Origin of the sequence: Sphaerisporangium album (assembly GCF_003323745.1) — a bacterium.
GTDB classification, from domain to species: Bacteria; Actinomycetota; Actinomycetes; order Streptosporangiales; family Streptosporangiaceae; genus Sphaerisporangium; species Sphaerisporangium album.
On record NZ_QOIL01000001.1, the window covers coordinates 394,115 to 420,627 of the forward strand.

The following is a 26,513-nucleotide window of genomic DNA, read 5'->3' on the forward strand; positions in this document are numbered from 1 at the left end:
CGCCCGGACGGCTGACAGGCCCCGCTCACCAGAGACCCTCCCGGCCGCCGCCACCCGGGTCACGCAGAGCGACCCCGATCGCGCGGAGGGGTCCCCGGCGTCCCGTCCCGGACGGCGAATCGCTTACGATCCGGGACATGAGGGTGCAGCCTGAGGAGTTCCGTCCGGCCGCCGGGTTCCCTCCCGCCACGCGGGACGACTGGCGGCGGCTCGCCGTGGGCGTGCTGCGCGGATCGGGCGTGGAGGCGGGCTCGCCCGAGGAGGCCCTGGCCTCCCTGTCGTTCACCACCTACGACGGCGTGACGATCGCGCCGCTGTACGACGCCGCCGACCTGCCCGGGGACGCCGGGCTCCCCGGATTCGCCCCGTACGTCAGGGGCTCCCGGGCCGCCGGCGCCGCGCCGGGGGGCTGGGACGTACGCCAGCGCCACGCCCACCCCGACCCGGCCGCCACCCGCGAGGCCGCGCTGGCGGACCTGGAGAACGGCGTCACCTCGCTGTGGCTGGTGCTCGGCGAGGACGGCCTGGACCCGGCCGCCCTGCCCCAGGCCCTGGACGGTGTCCACCTCGACCTCGCCCCCGTCGTGCTCGACGCCGGAGCCCGCACGCAGGAGGCCGCCGACGCCTACCTGCGGCTGGCCGCCGGGCTCGGCGTCGCCCCCGCGGGCGGCAACCTCGGCGCCGACCCCCTCGGCCTGCGCGCCCGCACCGGCGTCCGGGCTCCCCTCACCGAACCGGCCGCGCTGGCCGCCCTCGCCCGCCGCGCCGCCGAGTTCCCCGGGCTCCGGGCGCTCACCGTCGACGCCACCCCGTACCACGACGCGGGCGGCGGCGACGCCGAGGAACTCGGCTGCTCGATCGCCACCGGGGTCGCCTACCTGCGGGCGCTCACCGACGCCGGCCTCACGATCGAGGAGGCGTTCGGCCAGATCGAGTTCCGCTACGCCGCCACCGCCGACCAGTTCCTCACGATGGCGAAGTTCCGCGCGGCCCGGCGGCTGTGGGCGCGGGTCGCCGAGGCGTGCGGCGTTCCCGGGCACGGCGGGCAGGTCCAGCACGCGGTCACCTCCTCGGCGATGATGACCGCCCGGGACCCCTGGGTGAACATGCTGCGCACGACGCTCGCCTGCTTCGGCGCGGGCACCGGCGGAGCGCAGGCCGTCACCGTCCAGCCGTTCGACGCCCGGCTCGGGCTGCCCGACGCCTTCGCCCGGCGCGTCGCCCGCAACACCCACGCCCTGCTGGTCGAGGAGGCCGGCGTGGCGCACGTCCTGGACCCGGCGGGCGGCTCCTGGTACGTCGAGCGGCTCACCGCCGACCTCGCCGAGGCGGCCTGGCAGTGGTTCCAGGACATCGAGCGCGCCGGGGGAGCCGCGGCGGCCCTGGACCGGCTCGTCCCCGAGCGCCTCGCCGCCACCTGGGCGCGCCGGTCCCGCGACATCGCCCATCGCACCTACCCGATCACCGGCGTCAGCGAGTTCCCCGACCCGCGGGAGCGGCGCCTGGTGAGGCCCCCCGCGCCCGAGCCCGCCGGGGGAGGCCTGCCCCGCGTGCGCTACGCGGGCGCGTACGAGGACCTGCGCGACCGCGCCGACCGCGCCGCCGGCGCCGAGGCCCGGCCCGCGGTGTTCCTGGCGACCATCGGCCCGGTCGCGGCCCACACCGCGCGGGCCTCCTTCGCCGCCAACCTCTTCCAGGCGGGCGGCCTCGCCACCGTCGCGAGCGGCCCCGGCACCGACCCCGCCGCCATCGCCGAGGCGTTCCGCCGCAGCGGCACGTCCGTCGCCTGCTTGTGTTCCAGTGACAAGCTGTACGCCGAGCACGCCGTCCCCGTCGCCGCCGCGCTGAGGGAGGCGGGCGCGAAGAGCGTCTGGCTGGCGGGCAAGGGACGCTACGACGGCGTGGACGCCGTCCTGCACGCCGGGTGCGACGCCCTGGACGTGCTGCACGCCACCTTCGACGACCTGGGAGTGGCCCCATGATCCCCGACTTCACGGGAGTTCCGCTGACCGGCGGCGAACCGGGGCACGCCGGCCCGGCCGCGTGGGCGCGCGCCGTCGAGGAGCAGACCGGCAAGGACCCGGGCGACCTGGTGTGGGACACGCCCGAGGGCATCGGCGTCAAGCCGCTCTACACCGCCGAGGACCTCGACGGGCTCGACTTCCTGTCCACCTACCCCGGCGTCGCCCCCTACCTGCGCGGCCCGTACCCGACGATGTACGTCACCCAGCCGTGGACGGTCCGCCAGTACGCCGGGTTCTCCACCGCCGAGCAGTCCAACGCCTTCTACCGGCGCAACCTCGCCGCCGGGCAGAAGGGTCTCTCGGTGGCGTTCGACCTCGCCACCCACCGCGGCTACGACTCCGACCACCCGCGCGTGGCCGGCGACGTCGGCATGGCGGGCGTGGCGATCGACTCGATCTACGACATGCGGCGGCTCTTCGACGGCATCCCGCTCGACCGCATGAGCGTGTCCATGACCATGAACGGCGCCGTGCTGCCCGTGCTGGCGCTGTACATCGTGGCGGCCGAGGAGCAGGGGGTGGCGCCCGAGCGGCTCACCGGGACCATCCAGAACGACATCCTCAAAGAGTTCATGGTCCGCAACACCTACATCTACCCGCCCGGCCCGTCCATGCGGATCATCTCGGACATCTTCGCCTACACCTCCCAGCGGATGCCGAAGTTCAACTCCATCTCGATCTCCGGCTACCACATCCAGGAGGCCGGGGCGACGTGCGACCTGGAGCTGGCGTACACGCTCGCCGACGGCGTCGAATACCTGCGCGCCGGGGTGGCCGCCGGCCTCGACATCGACGCGTTCGCGCCGCGCCTGTCGTTCTTCTGGTGCGTCGGCATGAACTTCTTCATGGAGGTCGCCAAGCTGCGCGCCGCCCGCCTGCTGTGGGCCGGGCTCGTGAAGGGGTTCGGCGCCGAGAACCCCAAGTCGCTGTCGCTGCGCACCCACTGCCAGACCTCCGGCTGGTCGCTCACCGCCCAGGACGTGTTCAACAACGTCGTGCGCACCTGCGTGGAGGCGATGGCGGCCACCCAGGGGCACACCCAGTCGCTGCACACCAACGCCCTGGACGAGGCGCTCGCCCTGCCCACCGACTTCTCCGCGCGCATCGCCCGCAACACCCAGCTACTGCTCCAGCAGGAGTCGGGCACCTGCCGGGTGATCGACCCCTGGGGCGGCAGCGCCTACGTCGAGCGGCTGACCCACGAGCTCGCGCGCCGCGCCCACGGGCACATCCAGGAGGTCGAGGCGGCGGGCGGCATGGCCAAGGCCATCGACGCGGGCCTGCCCAAGCTGCGCATCGAGGAGGCCGCCGCCCGCACCCAGGCGCGCATCGACTCCGGCCGGCAGCCGGTGATCGGCGTCAACAAGTACCGCACCGGGTCCGACGAGGACATCGAGGTGCTCAAGGTCGACAACACGGCCGTGCGCGCCGAGCAGATCGAGAAGCTGCGCCGGCTGCGCGAGGAGCGCGACGAGCGGGCCTGCCGGGACGCGCTCGCCGCCCTCACCCGGGGGGCCGCCGGCGACGGCAACCTGCTCGCCCTGGCCGTGGAGGCCGCCCGCGCCAAGGCGACCGTCGGCGAGATCTCCGACGCCCTGGAGGAGGTCTTCGGGCGGCACGCCGGGCAGGTCCGTACCATCTCGGGGGTGTACCGCGAGGAGGCCGGCGACGCCGCCGGGGTCGAGAAGGTCAGGGCGGCCAGCGCCGCCTTCGCGCGCGACGAGGGCCGCAGGCCGCGCATCCTCGTCGCCAAGATCGGCCAGGACGGCCACGACCGCGGCCAGAAGGTGATCGCCACCGCCTTCGCCGACCTCGGGTTCGACGTCGACGTCGGCCCGCTGTTCCAGACGCCCGCCGAGGTCGCCCGCCAGGCCGTCGAGGCCGACGCGCACATCGTCGGCGTGTCGTCCCTGGCCGCCGGGCACCTGGCGCTGGTGCCCGAGCTGCGCGACCGGCTGGCCGAGCAGGGGCGCGACGACATCATGATCGTCGTGGGCGGGGTCATCCCGCCGGGCGACTTCGCGGCGCTGCGCGAGGCCGGGGCGTCCGCGATCTTCCCGCCCGGCACGGTGATCGCCGACGCGGCCCTCGGCCTGCTGCGCGACCTGTCCGCCCGGCTGGGCCATGCCCGCGCTTGAGTCGTACGTCCAGGGGGTGCGCGAGGGCTCCATCGGCTGGATCGCGCGGGCGATCACCCTGGTCGAGTCCACCCGGGCCGACCACAGGGACCTGGCCCAGCGGCTGCTCGTCGAGCTGACCCCCCTGTCCGGCAAGGCCAGGCGGGTCGGCGTCACCGGCGTGCCCGGCGTCGGCAAGTCGACCTTCATCGACGCGCTCGGCGTCCACCTGACCGGGCAGGGCCTGCGGGTCGCCGTGCTCGCCGTGGACCCCTCCTCGACGCGCACCGGCGGCAGCATCCTCGGCGACAAGACCCGCATGGCACGCCTGTCGGCCGACCCGAACGCCTTCATCCGGCCCTCGCCCACCTCCGGCACGCTCGGCGGCGTCACCAAGGCCACCCGCGAGGCGATGGTCGTCGTCGAGGCGGCGGGTTTCGACGTCGTCCTGGTCGAGACCGTCGGCGTCGGGCAGTCCGAGACCGCCGTCGCCGACATGGTCGACACGTTCCTGCTGCTCACGCTCGCGCGGACGGGCGACCAGCTCCAGGGCATCAAGAAGGGCGTGCTGGAGCTGGCCGACGTGATCGCGGTCAACAAGGCCGACGGCCCGCACGAGATGGACGCGCGCAAGGCCGCCAGGGAGCTCGCGGGCGCGCTGCGGCTGCTGCGCGGGGGCGGCGGCACGTGGGACACCCCGGTGCTGACCTGCAGCGGCCTGGAGGGGGCCGGGCTGCCCGAGCTGTGGGCCACGATCGTGCGCCACCAGGACCAGCTCGAGTCCTCCGGGGGCCTCGCGGCCAAGCGCCGCCGCCAGCAGGTCGGCTGGACGTGGACGCTGGTGCGCGAGCGCCTGCTCGCCCGCCTGCTCGACCACCCCGAGGTCGCGGCGCTCGGCGCGGAGGTCGAGCGCGAGGTGCTGGAGGGCACCCTCACGCCGTCCCTGGCCGCGGACCGCCTGCTGGCCGCCTTCTCACGGCCGCCGTCCTAGCCGAGCCCGGGGCGGCCTGGCGCCCCGGCCGGTCCGCGGTGGCCCCGGCGCGGTGGCGGGCCCCGTGGCGGCCGGCGGGCGAGGCGATGCCCGCCTCGTCATGACTTATTCGCCTGGGGACAGACGGCCACCCGAGGTGGAGAAAACTCCTCCGGCTCCGGCCTTCCGGCCACCGGGACGATGCGAAGGTGTCACCATGGCGACACACTCGGTTACCGGAGGTGCGCATGAGCAGTGATCCGATGCTGTCTGAGGCCGTCGCCAGGGCGCTCGGCGGCGGCCGGGCGGCGCAGGCGGGGTGCCGTCCCGGGCACGGAGAGGCTCCTCTCGTGTACACCAGGGTGATCGGTCTGTGCCGCCTGGTGGGGGAGGAGCGCGTCTTCCGCGCGGCCTTCAGCCGCTCGCGGTCCCCCGTGGACGACGCGGCCGGCGGCACGGTGAGTGGTACGGCGAGTGGCACGGTGAGCGGCACGGCCGGGGGCACCGTGAACGGCGGTCCTCCTCCGGGGGACGGGGACGCCGGGGGGTGCTGTGAGGGCGACGAGCGGTGCGTCTGGGTGCTGGAACTGGACGTGGACGAGGTGATCCGCGACGCCCTCGACGACGACGCGCCCGTCTCCCGCGCGCCCGTGGCCCCGCGTGTCTGACCTGGAAGTTCTGTGCTCCTCGGGGGTTGCGTGCTCCTCTTGGCGTGAGCGGGCCGGCGGGTGTGGCGGGACGGCCGGCGTCGCCCGCGGCCGGGGGAGCGGTGGTTCGTGAGCTGTCGTCCAAGGTCATATAGGATTGCGGCCATGAGCATGCCCGCCGGAGAGCGGCTGGGGTTCGACATCAAGCGGGTCGAGCAGGAGCTCATGGCGGCCAAGAACGAGGCGGTCAGGACGGCCCGCCTGACGGTCCCGCAGTACGCCGCGCTGTTCGCCCTGTCCGACAGCCCAGGCATATCCTCGGCCGCACTCGGCCGGGCCTGCATGGTCACGCCCCAGGCGATGACCGTCGTGATCAGGAACCTGGAGGAACGCGGCCTCGTGCGGCGCACCCGGCACCGCTGGCACCGCAACGTCCTGGAGACCCACCTCACCGACGCCGGCCGGGCCGCGCTGCGGGCCGCCGACGAGCGGGCGGTGGCGATCGAGCGGCGCATCTTCGAGGAGTTCACCCCCGAGGAGCGCGAGACGCTGCGCGCCCTGCTGGCACGCTGCTCCAAGGCGATCAAGGCGCGGGGCGGGTCCGCGGCGGCGCCGTGGTGAACCGGATCTTCACCGTCGAGGAGGCACGGGCGCTCATGCCGGCCCTCCTCGGGCACGCGAGCGACCTGATCGCGATCCGCGCCGACCTGGCCGAGATCGGCCACGACCTGGGGAGCACGGGGCGCTCGCGGCTCGGGGGCATCCCCGAGGCCAAGGCCCTGGAGGCGCGCGTCGCCGAGATCCTCGGCTGGTTCGGCGAGCAGGGCATCGAGGTCAAGGGCGTCGCGCCGCTGCTGGTCGACTTCCCCGCCGTCCTGTCCGGCGTGTCGGTGCGCCTGTGCTGGATCGAGGGCGAGACCGCTCTCGGCTGGTACCACCGCAGCGAGCTCGGCTTCCCCGGCCGCCGCCCCCTTCCCTAGACCGTCCCGGCGGTTCTCGGCCGGCGGCGCCGCGCCGACCCGCCGCATCGTCTCCCGGGGACCGGCTCGCCGGGGCCGGTCACGCGCGGTGGGCTCGCCACGCGCGGCGCGCCCCTCCCCGCACTCTTCCTCGGCCCTCCCGGAGGCGCGTCCCGGGACCGGGTTCCCCCACCGCCGGACGGCGTCCGGAGAGGCGTGGGCTCACGTGCGTGAATCGAGGCCGGTCATGGGACTGCACGAGGTTCCAGTGGGCACTAACCACTGCATGTGGAACGCCATCACCGAGCGCACGTCGATCAGGAAGCGGCTCGGCACCCTGGACAAACGCCTGTTCAAGGCGGTGGCGGACGCGCACCTGCCCGGCTTCGACCACGTGCTGCCCCGGCTTTCGCGCGCGGCGGACAACTCGCTGCTGTGGGCGGTCGTCGCGGGCGGGCTGGCGCTCACCGGGCGCAGGCGGATGCGCAGGGCGGCCACGCGCGGCCTGCTCGCGATCAGCCTGGCGAGCCCCGTGGTCAACCTGCTCGGCAAGCAGGCGTTCGCGCGGACGCGGCCGTCCATCGTCGACTTCCCGCTGGCCAGGCTCGGCAAGATCCCGAGCTCGCACTCGTTCCCCTCCGGCCATTCGGCCTCCGCCGTCGCGTTCGCCACCGCCGTGGCGATGGAGGCGCCCGCCCGGGTCGCCGTGCCGGTCGCGGTGACGGCCGGGGCCGTCTGCTTCTCCCGCGTGTACACCGGCGTCCACTACCCCGGCGACGTGCTCGCCGGCATGGCGCTCGGGCTGACCGCCGCCGTGGTGACCAAGCGCCTGTGGCCCGGCCAGACCGTGATCGGCGAGGCCCGCGTCGCCGCCACCGCCCCGCTGATCGACCTCGACCCCGACGGCGAGGGAGTGGTCGCCGTGGTCAACGAGGCGGCCGGACGCGACCCCGGCACGGCCGCCGCCGTCGCCAAGGTGCTGCCCAAGGCCGAGGTCGTCGAGGTCCAGCCGGGCGAGGACCTCATGAGGCGGCTGCGCGAGGCCGCCGGGCGGGCCCGCGTGCTGGCCGTCGCGGGCGGCGACGGGACCATGAACTGCGGCGCGCAGGTCGCGATCGAGCACGGCCTGCCGCTGCTGCCCATCCCGGCGGGCACCTTCGACCACTTCGCCCGCACGCTCGGCCTGGAGACGATCCAGGAGGCGGTGGCCGCCTACCGCGCCGGGCACGTCGTGTCGGTGGACGTCGGCGAGGTCGCGGGGAAGGTCTTCCTGAACACGGCCAGCCTCGGCATCTACCCGCTCGTCGTCGACCGCCGCGAGGACTGGGAGAAGAGGATCGGCAAGTGGCCCGCGCTGGTGCTGGCCATGGCGGACGTCCTGATGCACGACCGCCGTCCGGAAGAGCTGGTCGTGGACGGAGTGCGGCGCCGGGTCTGGCTCCTGTTCGCGGGCAACTGCGCCTACGAGTCGCGCGGCGTCGCGCCCACGCGCAGGAACCGGCTGGAGGACGGCGTGCTGGACGTCCGGCTGCTCACCGCGGCCTCGCGGCTGCCGCGGCTGCGCGCCATGGCGAGCACGATCCTCGGCGGCGTCGGGCTGTCGCGCCACTACTTCCAGTGGCGGGCCGACACCGTCCACGTCTCATCGCCGGACCAGGCGACGCGGGAGGCCAACGAGAGGCGCGCGGGCCTTGCGCACCGGGCGCGCCGGGCACTCGGAGGCGCGGCCACGGGCCGGCCGGAGCGCGGCGCGGGCGGCCGCGCGAAGGCGAGGGAGGGCGTCCGGCCCGCCGGGGTCCTGCGCGACCTGGCGGCGGGACCCGCCGGGGCCGCCGAGGAGTCCAAGGGCCCCAAGGACGCGGTGCGGCTGGCGCGGGACGGGGAGACGTTCACCGCGACCGGGCCGCTCGTCTTCAGCAAGCGGCCGCGTTCCCTCCTGGTTTTCCGCCCTATCGAATGACCTGCCCGTTTTGCCGTAGTGCGGAGCTGACATATCGCCTTGACGCGTGATCCGGGCGTCCTCGATCATCTTGGGATGAGCGCCTCCCGGCGGACCCCCGCCGCGCTTGCCATGACCTTCTCCCTGAGCTCCGTGGCCGTCCTGGCCGCCTGCACGCCGGGACCGGCGACGGCCCCGGCGGGCTCGTCAGGCTCCTCCGAGGCCACGGCTCCGGCGGGCGGCGGCTCGGCGAGCCCCACGGTGGACGTCTCCGCGACCTACCGCACGACCCTGGCGACCGCGGCCGGGCCGCTGAGGACCGCCCTGGACGGGCTCGCCAAGTCGCGCTCGATGAAGTCGCTGGACCAGCGGCTCGAACGCGCCCAGAACGCCGCGAGCGACGCGGTGGAAGGGCTCTCGGCGGCCACGCCGCCCCCCGACGTCACCGCCGAGCACACCGACTACCTGGCGGCGCTGCGCGGGCTGGAAGGCGACCTCGGCACCCTGCGCGACGGCGTCGCCGGGCACGATCTGTGCGCGCCCTCGGCCGTCCTCGCCCGGCTCGGGAAGGCGGGCGGGTTCGGCGAGGTCAGGTCGGCGGGCGGGGACCTCGCCGCCAAGGGCGACTACCCGGCCGACGTCGCGAAGCTCAGGACGCCCAAGGAGCGGTCGCGGCGGCTGGCCAACGGCGCGTTCGTCCGCAGGGGCCCGCAGGGCGGCCTCGGACGCCTGACCGTGAAGAACGGCGGGCGGTTCGACACCGTGCTCAGCGTGGTGCGCGGCAAGAGCGCGGTGACCCGCTTCTACATTCGCAAGAACAAGAGCGTCACGGTCACGGGCGTGCCCGACGGCACCTACAAGGTCTACTACACCAGCGGCGCGGACTGGGAGAACGGCTCGCGCCTCTTCACGCGCGACTGCGTGTTCAAGCGGTTCGACAAGCCACTGTCGTTCCGGACGGTGCGCGGCACGACCATGATCAGGCGCACGATCTGGACGATCAGCCTTCAGTCCGTGCTCGGGGGGAACGCGACGAGCTCCGAGGTGGACCCGGACGAGTTCCCCCGCTGACGCCCGCCCCGCCGGCGCCGCCCCCCGAACCGCCGTGCCGCAGGCGCGGCCATGAGCGGAGTTCGGGGCGCGGCGGTGCTTTGGAGCGGTTGCGGGCAAGGGTGAGGGACGATCCCTTGCCCGCAACCGTGGAAGAACGCCCACTCTCAGGCGCCCCGAACCGCCGAGCGGAGCGAGGCCATGGGCACAGCCGTCAGCTCGAGAAGAGCATGCCCACCCAGCTGCGCTGGTGGTGGCCCCGGTGCCCGCCGTGGTGGGGGGCTCCCCAGGCCGGGGCGCCGTGCGCCGGGGGCGGCGGGGCGTACTGCTGCTGCGCCCACTGGCTCTCGACCCGGGAGAGGGTCTCCAGCTCTCCGTAGTCCAGGAAAATGCCGCGGCAGTTGTCACACTGCTCGATGTGGACGCCGTTGCGGTCAAAGGTCCGCATGGTACCGCTGCACTTCGGGCAACGCATCGAGACGATCTCCTTCAGAACTGGCCCTGAGACGACCCTACTGCGCGGCGGCGGTGCGCGTGATCCTTCCGCAGGAGGAGACCAGGGCCCGCTCGACCTCGTCGAGGGGACGGCCCTCCGTGCCCGCCGCCGCCACAGCGGTGGCCGCCAATTGCACCGTCAACGCGCGGGCGGGCACGTCCAGTTCCCGCCACGGATCCCCGGTGGGGACGGCCGATCCGCCCGCGGCGAGGTAGGCGCCGAGGAAGCGTTCCCAGGCGGCCGGGTCCAGCAGGCCCGTTGCGTACCAGGCGGCGGGCCGGGCCAGATCCCACGCGGCGACGCCCGCGCCGAGGTCGTCCACGTCGATCAGCAGCCATTCGCCCTGGTAGCGGATGATCTGCCCGAGATGCCAGTCGCCGTGCGTGAGCCACGCCCGCGGCGGCCCGCCGCCGTCCGGGGACCGGGGGCTCGGGACGGTCACGGGCGGGGCCGCGCCCTCGCGGGCGGTCCCCGCGTCCATGCGCTCCGTCCTCGCGACCGTGCCCTCCCGCGCCGTCCGCACCTCCCGGGGCAGCGTCCCGAAGGCCTCGCGGATCACCGCGACCGGAGCCGCGTACGCGGCGTCCAGGCCGTCCAGGAGCGCGACGGCGCGGACCACCCGCGCGGGGCCGCCCGCCGGGGGCAGGGCCAGGCCGTCCACGGGGGCGGCGTGCAGGCGGGCGAGCAGCTCGGCGGCGGGCTCCCACGGCGCGGCGCCGGGGTCGCGCGGGTCCACGGGCTCGCCCGCGGGCCACACGGTGACCGGGCGGCCGTCGACGTGCCCGACCTCGGCCGACGCCGGGGGCAGCAGCACTCCCGGCAGCCCGGCGGCCAGGCGCAGGCGCGCGGCCAGCGCCGTCTCGTCGGTCTCGGGCGGGTGCGCCTTGACCACGACGTCGCCGGCGCGGACGACCGTCACCCGCGTGTTCTTCAGCAATGTCCAGGACCCCTCGCCGGCGACGCGCGCGAGGCGCCGCGCCAGAACGGGGGCCGACGCGTCCTCGTCCCGCACCGTCACCGGTCCAATCTACGGCGGCGTCCAGGTCCTAAGGTGATCTCATGGAGATTGGCTTCGGGGTACCTGTGTCGGGCCCGTGGGCGACGCCGGCGAACATGGCCCGGGTCGCCCGCCGGGCGCAGGAGCTCGGCTACGCGTCGCTGTGGACGTTCCAGCGGCTCCTCTACCCGGTGGGCCATCCGATGGGCCCGGTCTACCGCGCCGTGCAGGATCCGATCGTCACGCTGTCGTACCTGGCGGGGATCACCGAGGGCATCCGGCTCGGGCTCGCGGTGGTGAACCTGCCGTTCTACTCGCCGGCCCTGCTCGCCAAGCAGCTCGCGACGTTGCAGGACCTCTCGGAAGGGCGGCTGGACGCCGGGTTCGGGCTGGGGTGGCTGCCGGAGGAGTTCATCGCCTCGGGCGTCCCCATGGAGGGCCGGGGGCGCAGGGCGGTGGAGTACCTGCAGGTGCTGCGGCGGCTCTGGACCGACGAGGTCATCTCGCACAAGGGCGAGTTCTACGAGATCCCGCCGTCCCATCAGGACCCGAAGCCGCGCCCGGCGCCCCCGCCGGTGCTGCTCGGCGGGACGGCCGAGGTCGCGCTGCGCCGCGCGGGGGAGCTGGCCGACGGCTGGATCAGCTCCAGCCGAGCGGACCTGTCGACCATCCACGAGCAGATCTACATTGTAAAGGACGCCGCTCGTAACGCCGGGCGCGACCCGGAGGCGCTGAGGTTCGTCTGCCGGGGCGTCACCAAGGTCAGGGAGGCGGGCCTGCCCGACCGGCCGCGGCTGACCGGCTCGCTCGAGGAGATCCGCGCGGACGTCGAGGCGCTGGCGTCCACGGGCCTCACCGAGCTGTTCCACGACCTGAACTTCGACCCCGAGATCTCCGCCCCCGACGCCGACCCGGACGAATCGATGCGCCGCGCCGAGGAGGCCCTGACGGCCCTGGCGCCCTAGCCGCCCGGCCCGGCGTCCGGGGACGTCTCGGCGGCCGGGCCCCGCCGGGGCGCCTCACGTTCAGATCAGGTCCCAGGGGTTCCTCTCGTAGGCGTCCTGGAGCGTCTTCATCAGCGGGTAGTCGACGGTGAAGCGCCGCCGGCCCACCCGCTCGACCGACATGACGCCCCAGGAGTTGGTGAGGAACGCCGACCGCAGCGCGGGCAGGTCCCCCAGGCGCACGACCTGGCGGCGGGCCGGGACGCCCATCTGGGCCAGCCCCCGCTCGACGAGCGTCATCGTGATCCCGCGCAGCATGGGCGCGTCGGGCCAGACGATCGACTCGCCGTCCGAGAAGCCGATGTTGGTGATCGCGCCCTCGGCTATGGTGCCGTCGGGCGCCACCAGCAGGGCCTCGTCGTAGCCGGCCCGCTCGGCCATGCGCAGGTAGTACGTCTGGCCGAAGCCGCCCACGTGCTTGATGTGCGGCACCGGGCGCTGGTAGGGGGCGGGCCAGACGTTGCGCGGCGGGTTCGGCGGGTCCTGCGGCGGCCGGACGGTGACCATGACGCACGGCTCGACCTCGCCCCAGGTGGGCAGGTCGCGGCCGAAGATGTATACGCGGACGGAGGCGTCGCGGACGTCGCCCCTCAGGGCGTGCCGGACGCGGGCGCGCACCAGCTCGCCGTCCAGCTCGCGGCCGAACAGCTCCTGGGTGGCGGTGTCCAGCCGGTCCAGGTGCAGGCCGAGCCCCCTGACCCTGCGGTCGCGCACCTGCATGGCGGTGAAGTGCCCGTAGTTGCGCAGGGCCGGATGCCGAAGATCCTCGACGGTGGCGGGGGCCCCGTTGATCTCGATTCGCTCCACCTTCACGGACTCTAGCCGGAGGGACCCGAATCCGGCAGGGCGCCCTGGTCGTGATGGGCGCGGACGGATGCGGAGTGGGTGACGACCGTGGTGAGGCACCTGTCATCCTGGATTCGTATGGAAAGTGGTGAAAGTGACCCCCGAAACTCAGGAGAACGGTGAACGAGCGCAAGCCGATAGAGAGCTGGTTGTCCGATATGGACGGTGTGCTCGTCCATGAGGGAAGCCCGGTGCCGGGTGCGGATGAGTTCATCCGGAAGCTGCGCGACGTGGGGAAGCGGTTCCTCGTCCTGACGAACAACTCGATCTACACCCCTCGCGACCTTTCGGTGCGCCTGCGCGGCGCCGGCCTGGAGGTGCCCCCCGAGTCGATCTGGACGTCGGCGCTGGCCACCGCGAAGTTCCTCGGCGACCAGCGGCCGGGGGGTTCGGCGTACGTGATCGGCGAGGCGGGGCTGACCACGGCGTTGCACGAGGTGGGGTACGTCCTCACCGACACCGCCCCCGACTACGTGGTGCTCGGTGAGACCCGCACCTACAGCTTCACGGCGATCACCCGGGCGATCCGGCTCATCGACGCGGGCAGTCGCTTCATCGCGACCAACCCCGACCCGATCGGGCCGTCCGCCGAGGGGTCGCTGCCGGCCTGCGGCGCGGTCGCGGCGATGATCACCAAGGCCACGGGTGTCGAGCCGTATTTCGTGGGCAAGCCGAACCCGATGATGATGCGCAGCGCGCTGAACGCGATCGACGGGCACAGCGAGACGACGGCGATGATCGGCGACCGCATGGACACCGACGTCGTCGCGGGCATGGAGGCCGGCCTGCACACGATCCTGGTCCTGACCGGGGTGACGTCCAAGGACCAGATCGACCGTTACCCGTTCCGGCCCTCGCGGGTGGTGGACTCGGTGGCGGATCTCATCGACCTGGTCGAATAGCTGACCTGACCTGGCAGGTACAGGGGGGAGTATGGCGAGATGACCGATGTATATCTGGAGATCGGCCCCAAGAAGGTCTTCGCCTGCGCCTACGACTGGCCGGGATGGTGCCGCGTCGGCAGGAACGAGGAGGACGCGCTGGAGACGCTGACGCGGTACGTGCCGCGCTACCGGGAGATCGCCGCGCGGGCCCGCATGCCGTTCGAACCGGACGCCTTCACCGTGGTCGAGCGGACGCCCGGGGACAGGACCACCGACTTCGGGGCCCCGGCGGCCATTCCGGACATCGACCTGCGGCCGGTCGACGCGGCGGTGGCCGAGCGCGACGTGGCGCTGATCCGGGCCTCCTGGGAGCTCTTCGACGAGGTCACCGCGAATTCCCCCGAGGAACTGCGCAAAGGGCCCCGGGGCGGTGGCAGGGACCGCGACAAGATGGCGTCCCACGTGGTGGAGGCCGAGCGGGCGTACGCGCGCAAGATCGGCGTCCGGCACCGCCCGTTCGGCCTGCTCGACCGCGCCGCGCGGGCCGCGATGCGCGACGAGATCGCCGAGGTCCTGAGCAAGCCGTCCGACGGCTCCCCGGTCGTCCCCAGCGGCTGGCCGGCCCGCTACGCGGCCCGCCGCATCGCCTGGCACGTGATCGACCACATCTGGGAGATGCAAGATCGCGCTTGACTGTGCCTATGGCCGCGCCTCCGGCACGGCGGTTCGGGACGCCTGAGAGTCGGTGTTCTTCCACGGTCGCGGGCAAGGGATCGTCCCTCACCCTCCCCCGCGACCGCTCCAGAACACCGCCGCGCCCCGAACGTGCCTATGGCCGCGCCTCCGGCGCGGCGGTTCGGGAAGGGGGCTGTCGTCAGGCGTCGTCGGTGCGGCGGAGGCGTTTGAGGGCGGAGCGGTGGCGTTTGGCGGTCAGGCGGCGTTCGACGGCGCCTCGGGATGGTTTGGTCGCACGCCGGTTCTTCGGCGGGGGAGCGATGGCCTGGGCGAGCGCGTGCGCCAGGCGGGCCTTGGCGGCCTCGCGGTTGCGCAGCTGCGAGCGGTACTCCGAGGCGCTGATCGTGAGGACGCCGTCGACGAGCCGGGGGGCGAGCCGTTCCAGGGCGCGGGCCTTCAGCGGTGGGGGAAGGGCCGTGGTGGCCGCCACGTCGAAGCTCAGCTCGACGCGGCTGTCGGTGGTGTTGACGCCCTGGCCGCCCGGCCCGGACGAACGCGAGAAACGCCAGCCGAGCTCGGCCTCCGGGATGGAGACAGAGCCGCCGACGAGGAGCGGACCAGGCATTGCACCAGCGTAACCGGACACTCCCGTCACTGATCAACCCATTTGTCCGTGCGCGGCGCGACGGCCGGTGACGGAGGCCGGACGGAGGCCGGGCGCGCCTGGTCCTTTCCCACAGGCGAGTGTGTCCTGCCGAAGTCGCGCATCGGCTTGTGGTGATCACGACGGTCGGGCACAGTGTGCATGTTCCTGAGCAGGCGTCAGCCGTACCCGGCGAGGGCGGGCGACCAACCGTGGGAGGACCGTGCGGTGGCGGCGATCGTGGGGGTTCACGGCATCGGCAAGTACAAGTACTTCCAGGCGGCGGGCACGGCCAAGGGCGCGGCCGACACCATGCGCGCGAAATGGGACCGCTACCTGCACGCCGGGCTGACCGGCGGCGCCCCCTACACCGGGCAGTCCTACGTCAGCGAGGTCGCCTACTACGCGCACCTGCTGCGCAAGGAGACCCCGGCCGCCACCAAGAGCGACCTGCGGAAGATGGACGCCGAGTCCCAGCTCGTCCTCGCCGCGTGGATGAAGCAGATGGGCCAGGTCGGCGACTTCGCGGGCGAGAGGCTCACGGGGCTGATCCACCGCTTCGCCGAATGGCTGCTGACGCGGCTCGGGCCGCACGCCAAGGACTTCGCCGAGGACTTCTGCCCCGAGGTCGCCGCCTACCTCGCGAGCGCGGACGCCGCCGCCCGGGTGCGGGCGCGCGACGCCGTGGCCGAGACGATCCGCCGCAACCGCCCCCAGGTCGTCATCGCCCACTCGCTGGGCAGCGTCGTGACGTACGAGGCGCTGTGGGCTTACCAGGACCTGTCCGTCGAGCTGCTGATCACCCTCGGCAGCCCGCTCGGCATGCGCGGGGTGATCTTCGAGCGGCTCCAGCCCCTGCCGCAGGGCGGGCGGGGCCGGTGCCCCCGAGGAGTGCGCCGTTGGATCAACATCGCCGACAAGGACGACATCGCCGCCATTCCGGGCGCGCTGAAGGGCACGTTCGACGGCGTCACCCTGGACGAGAGGGTGAACATCGACTGGGCCGACTTCCACACCGTGCGCAACTACCTCGGCTGCGGCGCGGTGAACGAGCACCTGGAACCGTTCCTCAAAGGCTGACGTTCGGTAATATCGCGATCATGAAATGGGTGCTCTTCGACTACGGGGAAGTGCTGAGCCACGCTCAGCCCGAGGACGACCGCGTGCGGCTGGCCGAGGCGGCGGGCGTCGACTTCGACCGTTTCTGGCAGGGGTACTGGGAGCACCGGCTGGAGTTCGACCGAGGAGTGCTCTCGCCCGGCGCGTACTGGTCGGAGGTCCTCGGCCGCCGCATGCGCGACCCCGAGGTCGAGCGCCTGGTGCGGCTCGACGTCGAGAGCTGGAGCCACATCAACGAGGACACCGTGGCGATCATCGAGGAGCTGCGCGCGTCGGGGACGCGGGTCGCGCTGCTGTCCAACGCGCCCGTGTGCCTGGCCGACCGCATCGAGCTGATGCCCTGGGTCACGACCATGAACGCCCGTTTCTACAGCGGCCACCTGGGCCTGGTGAAGCCCGACGCCGAGATCTACCTGCGCGTGGCGGCGCAGCTGGGCGCCCGCCCGTCGGAGTTCGTGTTCGTCGACGACCGCCTGGTGAACGTCGCCGGCGCCGAGTCGGCGGGCATGTCCGCCATCCACTTCCGCGGCGCCGCCTCCCTCCGCGACGCCCTCAGAGCGGCGACGGGCGCCCCCGACGCACCGTGAACCCCGCCTCCAAAGCGCCCCGACCCCGCCGTGCCGGAGGCTCGGTGATGGGCACGAGTATCGGTCGTTCCTTTTTTGGGCATATGGATGACGACCGAAACAACGGAGGCGGGTCATGGCAGTCACCGGTATCTTCAGCGCGGTCATCGTCGGTCTGGTGATCGGCGTGATCGCGCGGCTTCTCATCCCAGGGCGGCAGAACATCCCGCTCTGGCTGACGATCGTCATCGGTATCGTGGCGGCCCTCATCGGCACCGCCATCGCCGGCGCGCTCGGCGTCGCCGCGACCCGGGGCATCGACTGGCTGGAGCTGATCCTGCAGATCGTCCTCGCCATCGTCGGAGTCCTCATCGCGACCAGCCTGTACGGCAGGGGCCGCAGCAAGGTGACCTGACCGGCGCCCGCCCGGTCCGCGCGGCGAAACTTCGCCCGGGATCCCGGAAGTCGTCGCCTCGGCGTCGGCGGGTGTTCAATCACGGTGGGTAACTCGCCCGCCTGTGCGGCAGTTGTTCATGCGGCCGACATCGGACACTTGCCCGCAGGTCAGGCGTGCGGTCTGCACTTAGGGTGTGGAGCAGAACCCGTCACGAAGAGTATTCCTGATGGCCGCGGCGGCGGGGGCCGGTGGCCTACTGGTGCCCGCGTCCGCCGCCGCGTCCGGACCGCCTGAGGCCGCCTCGTGGACCGCCTCCACACGGGCCGGCCGCCTCGCGCCGGACCCGTTCACGCTCGGCATCGCCTCCGGGGACCCGGCCCCGGACGGCTTCGTGCTCTGGACGCGCCTGGCCCCCGACCCGCTGGCCCCCGACGGCCACGGCGGCATGCCGTCCCGGGACGTGGAGGTCGCCTGGCAGGTCTCCGAGGACGAGCGCTTCCGCCGGGTCGTGCGCGGTGGCACGGCGACCGCGCGCCCCGGCTCGGCGCACGCCGTGCACGTCGAGGTCGAGGGTCTCCGGCCCGGCCGCGAGTACTTCTACCGCTTCCGGGCGAACGGCCACCTCTCGCCCGCGGGGCGGACGCGCACCACGCCGGACCGGGCCACCACGTCCGGGTCCTTCACCTTCGCGGCGGTGTCCTGCGCCCAGTACGAGCACGGCTACTACACCGCCTACCGCCGGATGGCCGAGCAGCACCCCGACCTGGTGGTCCACCTCGGCGACTACATCTACGAGTACTCCGGCGGCGTCTACACGGCCGCGCAGGGCAACGTGCGCCGTCACGCGGGCGGCAAGCTGCAGACCCTGGCCGACTACCGCGTGCGGCACGCCCAGTACAAGACCGACGGCGACCTGCAACTGGCCCACCAGGGCAGCCCGTGGCTGGTCATCTTCGACGACCACGAGGTCGAGAACAACTGGGCCGGCGACGTCCCCGGCACGCTCGTGCCCGGCTTCGAGGCGCGCAAGGCGGCGGGGTTCCAGGCGTACTACGAGCACATGCCGCTGCGCGCCTCGTCCGTCGCGCGCGGCAGGCAGGTGAAGATCAACCGGCGGGTCGCGTGGGGCTCGCTGGCCACCTTCCACCTGCTCGACACGCGCCAGTTCCGCGACGACCAGCCGTGCGGCGACGGCATGCGGTCCGGCTGCGACGAGCGGCTCGGCCAGGAGCGGGTCATGATGGGCGACGACCAGATGAAGTGGCTCGCCTCGGGGCTCGGCGCCTCCCCGGCGACGTGGAACCTGATCGCCCAGCAGGTCGTGGTCGGGCAGCGCGACTACCACCTCGGCCCCGGCCGGGAGCTCAACGTGGACGCCTGGGACGGCTACCCGGCCGACCGCGACCGCCTGCTGCGCACCCTGGCCACCGCGGCGTCCGGCGACCCGGTCGTGCTCACCGGGGACGCCCACGTGGCCTCGGCCTCCGACCTCACGGCCGACTTCGACGACCCCGGCGCCGAGCGGGTCGGCGTCGAGCTGGTCAGCACCTCGATCTCCAGCGACGGCGACGGCTACCACGACCCGGCCCGCGACGCCGCCCTGCTGGACGAGAACCCGTCCCTGAAGTTCCTCAACGAGCGCCGCGGCTACATCATGTGCACCGCGACCCCCGAGCAGCTCACCGCGGACTTCAGGACCCTCGACTACATCAGCCGCAAGGGCGCCCCCGCCAGGACGGCCGCCACCTTCACCGTCCCCGCGGGCGAGCGCACCCTCACCTGAGGGCCCGGCTCCACGCCGACGGGCCGCCCACCGGAGATCCGGTGGGCGGCCCGTTCCATATCGCGGGGGCTAGGAGACGGCGAAGCCGAAGAGGCCCTTCGCGCCGCCGGTGAGCGTGCGGGCGCCTCCCGTGCGCAGGCCCGCGTAGGAGCCGATGCGGACCGAGGAGGGGATCACGGTGACGCGGGCGGCGCCGGGGGAGCCGACGACCAGGCGGGAGCCGGTGATCGCGAGCGAGGAGCCGAACAGGTCGCCCGGGTGGCCCGCCCGGCCGCTGACGAAGACGTGGTGGTTGGCCGTGAGGCCGCCGCTGCGGGTGCCGGCCAGGACGAGCACCTGGCCCGCGCCGGGCAGGCCGATGGCGAGCTCGGCGTCGCCGTCGCCGTTGAGGTCGCCCGCCGCGAGCGCGGAGCCGAGGCGGTCGGTGTTCAGGCTCCTGCCCTTGATGCCCTTGGTCTTGCGCGACCAGAACTCGCTGCCGATCGCGGTCAGCCCCCGCCGCGTGCCGTACAGCACGTGGACGGCGCCGTTGCCGTACATCGGCCCGTCCTGCAGGGAGTCCAGCCCCTCGCCGGGGACCCCGACGGCGAGGTCGTCGCGGCCGTCGTGGTCGAAGTCGCCGGACGCCAGCGCCGCTCCCAGGTTGTCCCACTTCTCGGCCTCGCCGGCCATGCCGGGGCTGTTCTGGGTGTAGACGCCCGCCTGCCGGGCCCGCAGATCGGCGATCGTCACCGCGCCCGCGCCGGAGGTGGTGCCGATGTTCTCCCCGGGTGCGCCGATCGCCAGCTCGGCCCGGCCGTCGCCGTCGAAGTCCCCGGCGGCGAGGGCGGCGCCGAACTGGTCGGTCTCCGTGTGCTCCTGGGCGACCCAGGGCGTCGCCTGGGTGATCAGCGTGCCCTTGCCGGGCATCGCGCGCCCGTTCAGGCCGAACACGCCGACGCCGCCACCCTCCTCGAGGCCGGGGATGCCGACGGCCAGCTCGTCGTCGCCGTCGCCGTCGAGGTCCGCGGCGGCCAGCGCCGCGCCGAAGCGGTCGGTGTCGCGGGTGCGGCCGAGGCGGGTCACCTCCAGCGTCCCGGCGGGGACGAGGCCGCGCGCCGTGCCGCGCAGCAGGTGCACGATGCCGTTGCCGTCGGCCCCGTCGGGGACCGGGGTGCCCGCGAACTCCTCGGACGCGCCGATCGCGAGGTCGGCGCAGCCGTCGCCGTCGAAGTCCCCGGTGACGACCGCCGAGCCGAAGGAGTCGCCGCGCTCGGGGGTGTCGCCCACGCCGCCGGAGCCCTGGGCGAGGACGGCGGTCTTCTTCCCGTTCCGGTAGAGCGTCACGGTCCCGGCCCGCGCCTGGCCGTCCACCGTGTCGTACGGCGCGGCGACGGCGAGGTCGGGGGCGCCGCACGCCGCCCCGGCGCGGGCGGACGTGGCCGGCGCCGTGGCCACGACGGGCAGGATGGGCACGGCGGGCCCCATGCGCGTGCCGGACACGGACCCGCGGGTCACGGCGGACGCGGCGGAGGCCGGGACGGGGGCGTGGAGGCCCGCGGCGGCGAGGGCGGCCGTGGCGAGAAGGCAGGAGGCGCGCGAGGCTCTCATACTCCGGATCGTCTCCTTCGATCCGGACATCCGTCCCACCGCAGTATGAAGTTCCCGCGTCGGGCACCTGAACGCGTCCTACCACCCGGACCTACCCGGCGGCACCCGCTCCACCTGGGTCTATCCCGGCATATGCGACCGGCCGGGAGGTGCCGGGCTCACACGGGCGCCGGCAGGGCGAAGGCGACCGCCTTCCCGGCCCCCGCGCCCGACGACATCGTGGTGGGGTACGCGTAGCAGTGCCCGTCCGACAGCTTGTGCGCCAGCAGCAGCCCGCGCCCGCTCTCGGCGAACGAGAGGCCCGTCTCCGGCCCGGCCGGCGTGGTGTGCAGGCGGGCCAGGAGGTCCGGGATCTCGCCCAGCTCCCGCTCGCCGTCGACCATCTCGCACCACACGGGGATGCCGCTCAGGCAGTGGATGCGCAGCTCGTAGGGCCCCCGCGCGTGCTTCTCGGAGTTGGCCGCGAGCTCGGCGACGATGATCTCGGCGTCGCCGATCCCCTCCTCGGGCACGCCCGCACGCGCCAGCGTGTCGCGGACGGCCCGGCGTGCGGCACGGGACGCCGATCCCGGCCGCAGGGCCGTGACGAGGACCCGGAAGGCGTCGCGGCAGGAATTCCGCGGGCCGTCGCCGGCCCGCCGCTCCTCCTCCAGGACCCCGGTGCGATGGAGAGCCTCCTTGTGCACGGACTGCTCGGCGCGCATGAGCTGAATCACTCCCTGTGATCTCGACGTGTGAGATGGGCGGAGGAAGCGCGCGGTGATCCCCCCGGGGTATGGATTCGATGGTGGGCGAACCTTGCACGCGGTGGTAAGCCGTCCCACCGATACCCATCCCGTATCTGACCGCGATCGGCCGAACCGATCAGCCCGCACGATCGGTCCTCTCATTCGCCCCTCCCGCACCCCCCGCGAGCTGGTTAATTGGGAGGTCAGCTCACTTGACTGTCGAAAGGTCGGCATGAACGTCACTCATGCGAGCGACCAGGCGATCAGCTTCACCGTCTGGGAGCGGCCCCAAATGCGGCAAGCCCTCGCAATGCGGGACATCGCCACCGTATACCTCTTACTGCAGCGCGTCGGAGTCTCCCAGCGCCGTATCGCCGCGCTGACGGGGCAGTCACAGTCCGAGATCAGCGAGATCCTCAACGGGCGGCAGGTGATGGCCTACGACGTCCTGGTGCGCATCGCGGACGGCCTCGCCATCCCGCGCGGCTACATGGGGCTCGCCTACGACGACTCCTCGCGCGGCGTGGTCGCGGTCGCCTCGGCCGGAGAGGAGGACGACGCCGACGAGGACGAGCAGGTGCGCCGCCTGCTCGCGCACGCCGCCCAGGTCACCATCGGCGCGGCGGTCGCGCGCACGGACGACTGGGCGCTGCCGCTGGCCCGCATCGACACCCCCGTCCCCGGGCGGATCGGCGAGACCGAGGTCGCCCAGGTCGAGTCCGTCACCAGCGCCCTGCGCACGCTCGACTACCGCTACGGCGGCGGCGTCTGCCGGGACGCGGTGGTCGCGCAGCTCGCCTGGTCGCAGCGCCTGCTCCGCGCCTCCTGCTCGGAGGAGGTCGGCCGGCGGCTGCACCGGGCCCTGGCCGACCAGCACAACCTGGCGGGATGGACGTCCTTCGACATCGGCCTGCACGGCCACGCGCGCCGCCACCTGTCCCGGGCGCTGGAACAGGCCAAGCACGCGGGCGACCCCTCGCTCGCGGCGAACATCCTGTACCGCATGGGCCGGGTCCACCTGCACCTGTGGCGCATCGAGGACGCGCTGCGGTTCTTCCAGCTCGGCCAGATCTGCGCCCAGGACGCCAGCTGCGAGCTGACCGTCGCCATGCTGTGCGCGAACGAGGCGTGGGCGTACGGCCTGCTCGGGGACCGCAAGCTCGCGCTGAAGTCGCTCGACCGGGCCCATGACGAGTTCAACCGCGCCGACCGCACAACCGCGCCGTGCTGGGTCCAGTTCTTCGGCGAGGCCGATCTGAAGGCCGCGGCCGGCATGATGCACTCGGCGCTCGCCGACCGGCACGCCGGGCATCTGGCCAAGGCGGCCGAGCTGCTGTCCGGCAGCGTGCGCGAACGCAGCGAGACCTACGCGCGAAGTAAGGTCTTCGAGCTGATCGCCCTGGCCACGGTCCAGTTGCTCCTCGGCGACGTCGAGAACGGCGTGGACAACGGCAACAAGGCCGTCACGCTGGTCACGCAGATCAGGTCGATCAGGACCGTCGACCGCCTGGAGCCCCTGCAGCACGCCTCGCAGGGACTGTCGCGCGACTCCGGGGTCCGCGACCTGTGCCAGCGCATCCTGGACGTGCGGGCCCTATGAGCGTCGCGACGATCGACCCGTCGGAGGGTCTCACCCGGGAGAACCTGCGGTCGCTGCTGAAGGCCGTGTGCGGCGGCGTGGGGCTGGACCCCACCGGCGCCGAGCTGATCAAGTTCACCAACAACGCCGTGTTCCGGCTGCGCGAGGACCCGGTGGTCGTCCGCGTCGCCGGGTCCACCGCCGCCCGTGAGCGCGTGGACACCGTCGTGCGGGTCGCCCGATGGCTGGAGAGCCACAGCTTCCCGGCGGTGCGGCTGCTGCCCGACATCGCGCAGCCCATCCGCCTGAACGGCCAGGTGGTGACCCTGTGGGCGCAGGTCCCCGACGTCGGCCCCCGCCCGGACGGCGCCCACCTCGCCGCGCTGCTGCGCCGCCTGCACCGGCTGCCCCGCCCGCCCGGAGGGCTGCCGGCGTGGTCGCCGATGGAGGAGGTCCGCCAGCGGCTCGCCGAGCCCGAGGACCTCGGCGCCGCCGACCACGCCTTCCTCGTCGCCGAGTGCGACGAGATCGAGGAGGCGCTGGCCGGGCTGCGGTTCGTGCTGCCGCCGGGGGCCATCCACGGCGACGCGTTCCTCGGCAACCTCATCGCCGGGCGCCGCGGCCCGGTGCTGTGCGACTTCGACGGCACGACCATCGGCCCGCGCGAGTGGGACCTGACGCCCGTGGCGGTGGGCCGCCTGCGCCTGGACTACCCCGGCGACGACCACGCCCTCCTGGCCAAGCACTACGGCATGGACGTCATGGAGTGGGACGGCTTTCCCGTGCTGCGCCGCCTGCGGGAGCTGAAGCTGGTCACCAGCGTGCTGCCCATCCTGCGCAGCAACCCGGCCGTGCGCGCGCAGTGGGAGCACCGCATGCGCACGTACAAGGCCCGCGACCTGACCGCCCGGTGGCAGCCGTACAGCTGACCGCCCCCGAGAGGCCCGTCCCGGCCGTGCGTCTCGCGCCGACGCGCGGCCCCCGCCCTCGCGGGCGTGCCAGGATGAGACCGTGACAACGGCGATGGAGACGGGCATCGACCTCGCGGACCTCGCGTTCTGGCGCAGGCCGCCGCACGAGCGCGAGCGCGACTTCGCGCGGCTGCGCGCGCTGGACCGTCCGGTGTTCTTCGCCGAGCGCCGGGTGCCGCTGCTGCGCTCGGGCGCGGGCTTCCACGCGCTGGTGCGCCACGCCGACGTGGTCGAGGCCAGCCGCAACGCCAAGGTCTTCTCCAGCGAGCCGGCCGTGACCAACCCCGAGCCGCCGGGCTGGGTGAAGCACGTCTTCGGCGACTCGATGGTCAACCTGGACGACCCCCGGCACGCGCGCCTGCGCCGCATCGTCTCGCGCGCGTTCTCGCCCAAGATGCTCGCCCGGCTGGACTCGGGCATCCAGAAGGCCGCCGAGCGCATCGTGGACGACGTCGTGGAGCAGGGGCCCCGGGACTTCGTCGCGCAGGTCGCCGCCCGGCTGCCCATCAACGTCATCTGCGACATGATGGGCGTCCCCGACGGCATCCGCGCCCGGGTGCACGCGCACGTGGACGTCTCCACCGCCTACACGGGGGTGCGCATGAGCCTGCCGCGCACGGTGGCGATGGCGGGCCGCAACATGGCGGCGCTCTTCGCCCTCCAGCGGCTGGTGATGCGGCTGGGACGCGAGCGCGCGCGCGAGCCCGCCGACGACCTGGTCTCGGCCCTGGTGAACGCCAACGTCGACGGCGAGCGGCTGACGCCGAAGGAACTCGGCTCTTTCTTCACGCTGCTGCTGGTCGCGGGCAACGAGACCGCGCGCAACACGATGGCGCACGGGCTCAAGCTGCTCACCGACAACCCCGGCGAGCGCGAGCGCCTGGCGGGCGACTTCGAGGCCCACATCGGCGGGGCCATCGAGGAGACCGTCCGGTACGTCTCGCCCATCATGCAGTTCCGGCGCACGGTCACCGAGCCGTACGAGATGCGCGGGGTGCGGTTCGCGCCCGGCGACAAGGTGGTGCTGTTCTACGGCTCGGCCAACCGCGACGAGGAGGTCTTCCCGGACGCCGGCCGCTTCGACATCACCCGCAGGCCCAACCCGCACGTCGGGTTCGGCGGCCCCGGGCCGCACTTCTGCCTCGGCGCCAACCTCGCGCGCCAGGAGATCAAGATCATGTACCGGGAGCTGTTCACCCGGCTGCCCGGCATCAGGTCCGTCGGCGAGCCCGAGCTGCTGCTGTCCAACTTCGACAACAGCGTCCGCGCGCAGGGCTTCGCCTTCTAGCGCGACGGACGGCGGGCGCGAACGGCCGGGCCGCTCGCCGGGCGGTCCGGCTCCGCAGGTTAATGTCCGGTTCGTGGACATCGAAGACTTCAGCCTGGACCCGGCCGTCGCGCACCTCAACCACGGCTCCTTCGGCGCGGCGCCCACCGCCGTGCACGACCGGCAGGACGAGCTGCGCCGCGAGGCCGAGCGCGACCCCGACGTGTTCTTCGCCACCGTCCTGGACCGCATCGCCAAGGCCAGGGACGAGGTCGCCGCGTTCCTGGGCGCCGCCCCCGAGGGCCTCTCGTTCGTGCACAACGTCACCGAGGGCGTGGCGATCGCGCTGAACAGCGTGCCGCTCGCGCCGGGCGACGAGATCCTCATCGGCGACCACGTCTACGGCGCGGTCGAGATCGCCGCGCGCCGCAGGGCGGAGCGCACGGGCGCCGAGGTGGTCAAGGTGACGCTCCCCGGCGGCTCCGACGGCGACTGGACGGGTGCCGACGCGGCCGCGGCGTTCCTCGGCGCCGTCACCCCCCGGACGAAGGTCGCCGTCTTCGACCAGATCACCTCCAACACCGCGCGGCTGCTGCCGGCGCGCGACCTGGTGGAGGCGCTGCGCGCCCGCGGCGTCGTCACGATCGTGGACGCCGCGCACGCGCCCGGCATGCTCGATGTGGACGTCAGCGAGATCGGCGCCGACTTCTGGACCGGCAACCTGCACAAATGGGCGTTCGCCCCCCGCTCGTCGGGCGTGCTCGCGGTGGACCCGGCGTGGCGCGAGCGGGTGGAGCCGCTCATCCCCTCCTTCTACCTGGGCGACGGCTTCCCGAGGAGCCTCGAGTTCCAGGGCACCCGCGACTACACGGCCTGGCTCGCCGCGCCGTACGGCATCCGGCTGCTGGACGGGCTCGGCGCGAACGCCGTGCGCTCCCGCAACGCCGCGCTGGCCGCGCGCGGGCAGGAGATCGTCGCGGCGGGCACGGGCCTGCGGCCGTGGCGGGCGGACCCGGAGCTGTCCATGCGCGTCCTGCGCCTGCCCGAGGGCGTCGCCGTCACCCACCCCCGGGCGGAGGCGCTGTCGGCCGAGATCTTCCGGCGGTTCCAGGTCAGGGCCGGGGTGAAACCGTGGCCCGGCGCGGGCCTGGTGCGCCTGTCCGCGCAGGTCTACAACACCGAGCGGGACTTCGAGCGCCTCGCGGATGGTCTGCGGCGGATCCTCACCTGACGACCTCGACCGGCCCGCAGGGACTGGGCCG

General features: G+C 73.5%; 25 protein-coding genes. 19 read left to right on the forward strand and 6 right to left on the reverse strand.

Going from position 1 to position 26,513, the window contains the following annotated elements; translation table 11 throughout:
* Nucleotides 1-137 precede the first annotated feature (137 nt).
* The 8 genes from DQ384_RS01775 to DQ384_RS01810 all read left to right on the forward strand — a co-directional run bounded on the left by DQ384_RS01775 (nt 138) and on the right by DQ384_RS01810 (nt 9,727).
* The gene (locus DQ384_RS01775) at nt 138-1,982 is read left to right on the forward strand and encodes a methylmalonyl-CoA mutase family protein (protein ID WP_114026855.1); all 1,845 of its coding nucleotides are present in this window, start codon (nt 138-140) and stop codon (nt 1,980-1,982) included.
* The gene (gene scpA, locus DQ384_RS01780) at nt 1,979-4,162 is read left to right on the forward strand and encodes a methylmalonyl-CoA mutase (protein ID WP_114026856.1); all 2,184 of its coding nucleotides are present in this window, start codon (nt 1,979-1,981) and stop codon (nt 4,160-4,162) included. Before DQ384_RS01775 ends, scpA begins: the two co-directional genes overlap by 4 nt.
* Nucleotides 4,149-5,132, forward strand: coding sequence for a methylmalonyl Co-A mutase-associated GTPase MeaB (meaB, locus tag DQ384_RS01785; protein ID WP_114026857.1), 984 nt, complete (start codon nt 4,149-4,151; stop codon nt 5,130-5,132). Before scpA ends, meaB begins: the two co-directional genes overlap by 14 nt.
* 227 nt (nt 5,133-5,359) lie before the next feature.
* Entirely contained in the window at nt 5,360-5,779 is a 420-nt protein-coding gene (locus DQ384_RS01790) for a hypothetical protein (RefSeq protein ID WP_147268599.1), read from the forward strand.
* A gap of 144 nt (nt 5,780-5,923) precedes the next feature.
* Nucleotides 5,924-6,379, forward strand: a complete 456-nt coding sequence (locus tag DQ384_RS01795) for a MarR family winged helix-turn-helix transcriptional regulator (RefSeq protein WP_220182720.1) — start codon at nt 5,924-5,926, stop codon at nt 6,377-6,379.
* Nucleotides 6,376-6,738, forward strand: a complete 363-nt coding sequence (locus DQ384_RS01800; protein WP_114027044.1) for a DUF2203 domain-containing protein — start codon at nt 6,376-6,378, stop codon at nt 6,736-6,738. Before DQ384_RS01795 ends, DQ384_RS01800 begins: the two co-directional genes overlap by 4 nt.
* Nucleotides 6,739-6,964: 226 nt before the next feature.
* On the forward strand, nt 6,965-8,677 hold the full coding sequence (locus tag DQ384_RS01805) for a bifunctional phosphatase PAP2/diacylglycerol kinase family protein (protein ID WP_114026859.1): 1,713 nt from the start codon (nt 6,965-6,967) through the stop codon (nt 8,675-8,677).
* Between the two features lie 75 nt (nt 8,678-8,752).
* Nucleotides 8,753-9,727, forward strand: coding sequence for a DUF3597 domain-containing protein (locus DQ384_RS01810; RefSeq protein ID WP_147268600.1), 975 nt, complete (start codon nt 8,753-8,755; stop codon nt 9,725-9,727).
* Nucleotides 9,728-9,920: 193 nt separating this feature from the next.
* Here DQ384_RS01810 and DQ384_RS01815 read toward each other — a convergent pair whose 3' ends face one another.
* Both DQ384_RS01815 and DQ384_RS01820 read right to left on the reverse strand, forming a co-directional pair.
* Nucleotides 9,921-10,154: a TFIIB-type zinc ribbon-containing protein gene (locus tag DQ384_RS01815; RefSeq protein WP_245966180.1), complete on the reverse strand. Its 234-nt coding sequence runs from the start codon at nt 10,152-10,154 to the stop codon at nt 9,921-9,923.
* A gap of 64 nt (nt 10,155-10,218) precedes the next feature.
* Complete coding sequence (locus DQ384_RS01820) at nt 10,219-11,220, reverse strand: aminoglycoside phosphotransferase family protein (protein WP_220182721.1); 1,002 nt, start codon at nt 11,218-11,220, stop codon at nt 10,219-10,221.
* A 41-nt stretch (nt 11,221-11,261) separates the two neighbouring features.
* Between DQ384_RS01820 and DQ384_RS01825 the strand changes: the two genes are divergently transcribed.
* Complete coding sequence (locus tag DQ384_RS01825) at nt 11,262-12,164, forward strand: TIGR03619 family F420-dependent LLM class oxidoreductase (RefSeq protein ID WP_114026862.1); 903 nt, start codon at nt 11,262-11,264, stop codon at nt 12,162-12,164.
* Nucleotides 12,165-12,224: 60 nt separating this feature from the next.
* On the opposite strand, the gene DQ384_RS01830 is transcribed toward DQ384_RS01825, so the two are convergent.
* Complete coding sequence (locus DQ384_RS01830) at nt 12,225-13,010, reverse strand: aminotransferase class IV family protein (protein ID WP_220182722.1); 786 nt, start codon at nt 13,008-13,010, stop codon at nt 12,225-12,227.
* Between the two features lie 158 nt (nt 13,011-13,168).
* On the opposite strand from DQ384_RS01830, the gene DQ384_RS01835 reads away from it, so the two are divergent.
* Together DQ384_RS01835 and DQ384_RS01840 are read left to right on the forward strand one after the other, a co-directional pair.
* Nucleotides 13,169-13,951, forward strand: coding sequence for an HAD-IIA family hydrolase (locus tag DQ384_RS01835; protein WP_114026864.1), 783 nt, complete (start codon nt 13,169-13,171; stop codon nt 13,949-13,951).
* 39 nt (nt 13,952-13,990) lie between these two features.
* Nucleotides 13,991-14,626: a DinB family protein gene (locus tag DQ384_RS01840; RefSeq protein WP_114026865.1), complete on the forward strand. Its 636-nt coding sequence runs from the start codon at nt 13,991-13,993 to the stop codon at nt 14,624-14,626.
* A gap of 181 nt (nt 14,627-14,807) precedes the next feature.
* Here the strand turns inward: DQ384_RS01840 and arfB are convergent, their stop codons facing one another.
* Nucleotides 14,808-15,233, reverse strand: a complete 426-nt coding sequence (gene arfB, locus DQ384_RS01845) for an alternative ribosome rescue aminoacyl-tRNA hydrolase ArfB (RefSeq protein ID WP_114026866.1) — start codon at nt 15,231-15,233, stop codon at nt 14,808-14,810.
* 246 nt (nt 15,234-15,479) lie between these two features.
* Between arfB and DQ384_RS01850 the strand changes: the two genes are divergently transcribed.
* The 4 genes from DQ384_RS01850 to DQ384_RS01865 all read left to right on the forward strand — a co-directional run bounded on the left by DQ384_RS01850 (nt 15,480) and on the right by DQ384_RS01865 (nt 19,116).
* Entirely contained in the window at nt 15,480-16,331 is an 852-nt protein-coding gene (locus tag DQ384_RS01850) for a hypothetical protein (protein ID WP_114026867.1), read from the forward strand.
* 20 nt (nt 16,332-16,351) lie between these two features.
* Nucleotides 16,352-16,957: an HAD family hydrolase gene (locus tag DQ384_RS01855; protein ID WP_114026868.1), complete on the forward strand. Its 606-nt coding sequence runs from the start codon at nt 16,352-16,354 to the stop codon at nt 16,955-16,957.
* A gap of 115 nt (nt 16,958-17,072) precedes the next feature.
* The gene (locus tag DQ384_RS01860) at nt 17,073-17,351 is read left to right on the forward strand and encodes a GlsB/YeaQ/YmgE family stress response membrane protein (protein WP_114026869.1); all 279 of its coding nucleotides are present in this window, start codon (nt 17,073-17,075) and stop codon (nt 17,349-17,351) included.
* Nucleotides 17,352-17,559: 208 nt separating this feature from the next.
* Entirely contained in the window at nt 17,560-19,116 is a 1,557-nt protein-coding gene (locus DQ384_RS01865; protein WP_114026870.1) for an alkaline phosphatase D family protein, read from the forward strand.
* 69 nt (nt 19,117-19,185) lie between these two features.
* On the opposite strand, the gene DQ384_RS01870 is transcribed toward DQ384_RS01865, so the two are convergent.
* Complete coding sequence (locus tag DQ384_RS01870; protein WP_245966181.1) at nt 19,186-20,706, reverse strand: FG-GAP repeat protein; 1,521 nt, start codon at nt 20,704-20,706, stop codon at nt 19,186-19,188.
* Nucleotides 20,707-20,864: 158 nt separating this feature from the next.
* On the reverse strand, nt 20,865-21,410 hold the full coding sequence (locus DQ384_RS01875; RefSeq protein WP_181870970.1) for an ATP-binding protein: 546 nt from the start codon (nt 21,408-21,410) through the stop codon (nt 20,865-20,867).
* A gap of 256 nt (nt 21,411-21,666) precedes the next feature.
* Here DQ384_RS01875 and DQ384_RS01880 point away from each other — a divergent pair, with 256 nt between their 5' ends.
* The 4 genes from DQ384_RS01880 to DQ384_RS01895 all read left to right on the forward strand — a co-directional run bounded on the left by DQ384_RS01880 (nt 21,667) and on the right by DQ384_RS01895 (nt 26,482).
* Complete coding sequence (locus DQ384_RS01880) at nt 21,667-23,034, forward strand: helix-turn-helix domain-containing protein (RefSeq protein ID WP_114026873.1); 1,368 nt, start codon at nt 21,667-21,669, stop codon at nt 23,032-23,034.
* On the forward strand, nt 23,031-23,942 hold the full coding sequence (locus tag DQ384_RS01885; protein WP_114026874.1) for a phosphotransferase: 912 nt from the start codon (nt 23,031-23,033) through the stop codon (nt 23,940-23,942). The genes DQ384_RS01880 and DQ384_RS01885 overlap by 4 nt, the downstream gene beginning before the upstream one ends.
* A 94-nt stretch (nt 23,943-24,036) precedes the next feature.
* Complete coding sequence (locus DQ384_RS01890; RefSeq protein WP_114026875.1) at nt 24,037-25,272, forward strand: cytochrome P450; 1,236 nt, start codon at nt 24,037-24,039, stop codon at nt 25,270-25,272.
* Nucleotides 25,273-25,345: 73 nt separating this feature from the next.
* On the forward strand, nt 25,346-26,482 hold the full coding sequence (locus DQ384_RS01895; RefSeq protein WP_114026876.1) for an aminotransferase class V-fold PLP-dependent enzyme: 1,137 nt from the start codon (nt 25,346-25,348) through the stop codon (nt 26,480-26,482).
* Nucleotides 26,483-26,513 lie beyond the last annotated feature (31 nt).

Coding starts and splice junctions, on each gene's coding strand:
- DQ384_RS01775 (WP_114026855.1), top strand. CDS start 138: ATGAGGGTGCAGCCTGAGGAGTTCCGTCCGGCCGCCGGGTTCCCTCCC.
- DQ384_RS01890 (WP_114026875.1), top strand. CDS start 24,037: ATGGAGACGGGCATCGACCTCGCGGACCTCGCGTTCTGGCGCAGGCCG.
- DQ384_RS01790 (WP_147268599.1), top strand. CDS start 5,360: ATGAGCAGTGATCCGATGCTGTCTGAGGCCGTCGCCAGGGCGCTCGGC.
- DQ384_RS01860 (WP_114026869.1), top strand. CDS start 17,073: ATGGCAGTCACCGGTATCTTCAGCGCGGTCATCGTCGGTCTGGTGATC.
- DQ384_RS01840 (WP_114026865.1), top strand. CDS start 13,991: ATGACCGATGTATATCTGGAGATCGGCCCCAAGAAGGTCTTCGCCTGC.
- DQ384_RS01810 (WP_147268600.1), top strand. CDS start 8,753: ATGAGCGCCTCCCGGCGGACCCCCGCCGCGCTTGCCATGACCTTCTCC.
- DQ384_RS01815 (WP_245966180.1), bottom strand. CDS start 10,154: ATGCGGACCTTTGACCGCAACGGCGTCCACATCGAGCAGTGTGACAAC.
- DQ384_RS01885 (WP_114026874.1), top strand. CDS start 23,031: ATGAGCGTCGCGACGATCGACCCGTCGGAGGGTCTCACCCGGGAGAAC.
- DQ384_RS01875 (WP_181870970.1), bottom strand. CDS start 21,410: ATGCGCGCCGAGCAGTCCGTGCACAAGGAGGCTCTCCATCGCACCGGG.
- arfB (WP_114026866.1), bottom strand. CDS start 15,233: ATGCCTGGTCCGCTCCTCGTCGGCGGCTCTGTCTCCATCCCGGAGGCC.
- DQ384_RS01870 (WP_245966181.1), bottom strand. CDS start 20,706: ATGAGAGCCTCGCGCGCCTCCTGCCTTCTCGCCACGGCCGCCCTCGCC.
- scpA (WP_114026856.1), top strand. CDS start 1,979: ATGATCCCCGACTTCACGGGAGTTCCGCTGACCGGCGGCGAACCGGGG.
- DQ384_RS01855 (WP_114026868.1), top strand. CDS start 16,352: ATGAAATGGGTGCTCTTCGACTACGGGGAAGTGCTGAGCCACGCTCAG.
- meaB (WP_114026857.1), top strand. CDS start 4,149: ATGCCCGCGCTTGAGTCGTACGTCCAGGGGGTGCGCGAGGGCTCCATC.
- DQ384_RS01825 (WP_114026862.1), top strand. CDS start 11,262: ATGGAGATTGGCTTCGGGGTACCTGTGTCGGGCCCGTGGGCGACGCCG.
- DQ384_RS01805 (WP_114026859.1), top strand. CDS start 6,965: ATGGGACTGCACGAGGTTCCAGTGGGCACTAACCACTGCATGTGGAAC.
- DQ384_RS01795 (WP_220182720.1), top strand. CDS start 5,924: ATGAGCATGCCCGCCGGAGAGCGGCTGGGGTTCGACATCAAGCGGGTC.
- DQ384_RS01880 (WP_114026873.1), top strand. CDS start 21,667: ATGAACGTCACTCATGCGAGCGACCAGGCGATCAGCTTCACCGTCTGG.
- DQ384_RS01865 (WP_114026870.1), top strand. CDS start 17,560: ATGGCCGCGGCGGCGGGGGCCGGTGGCCTACTGGTGCCCGCGTCCGCC.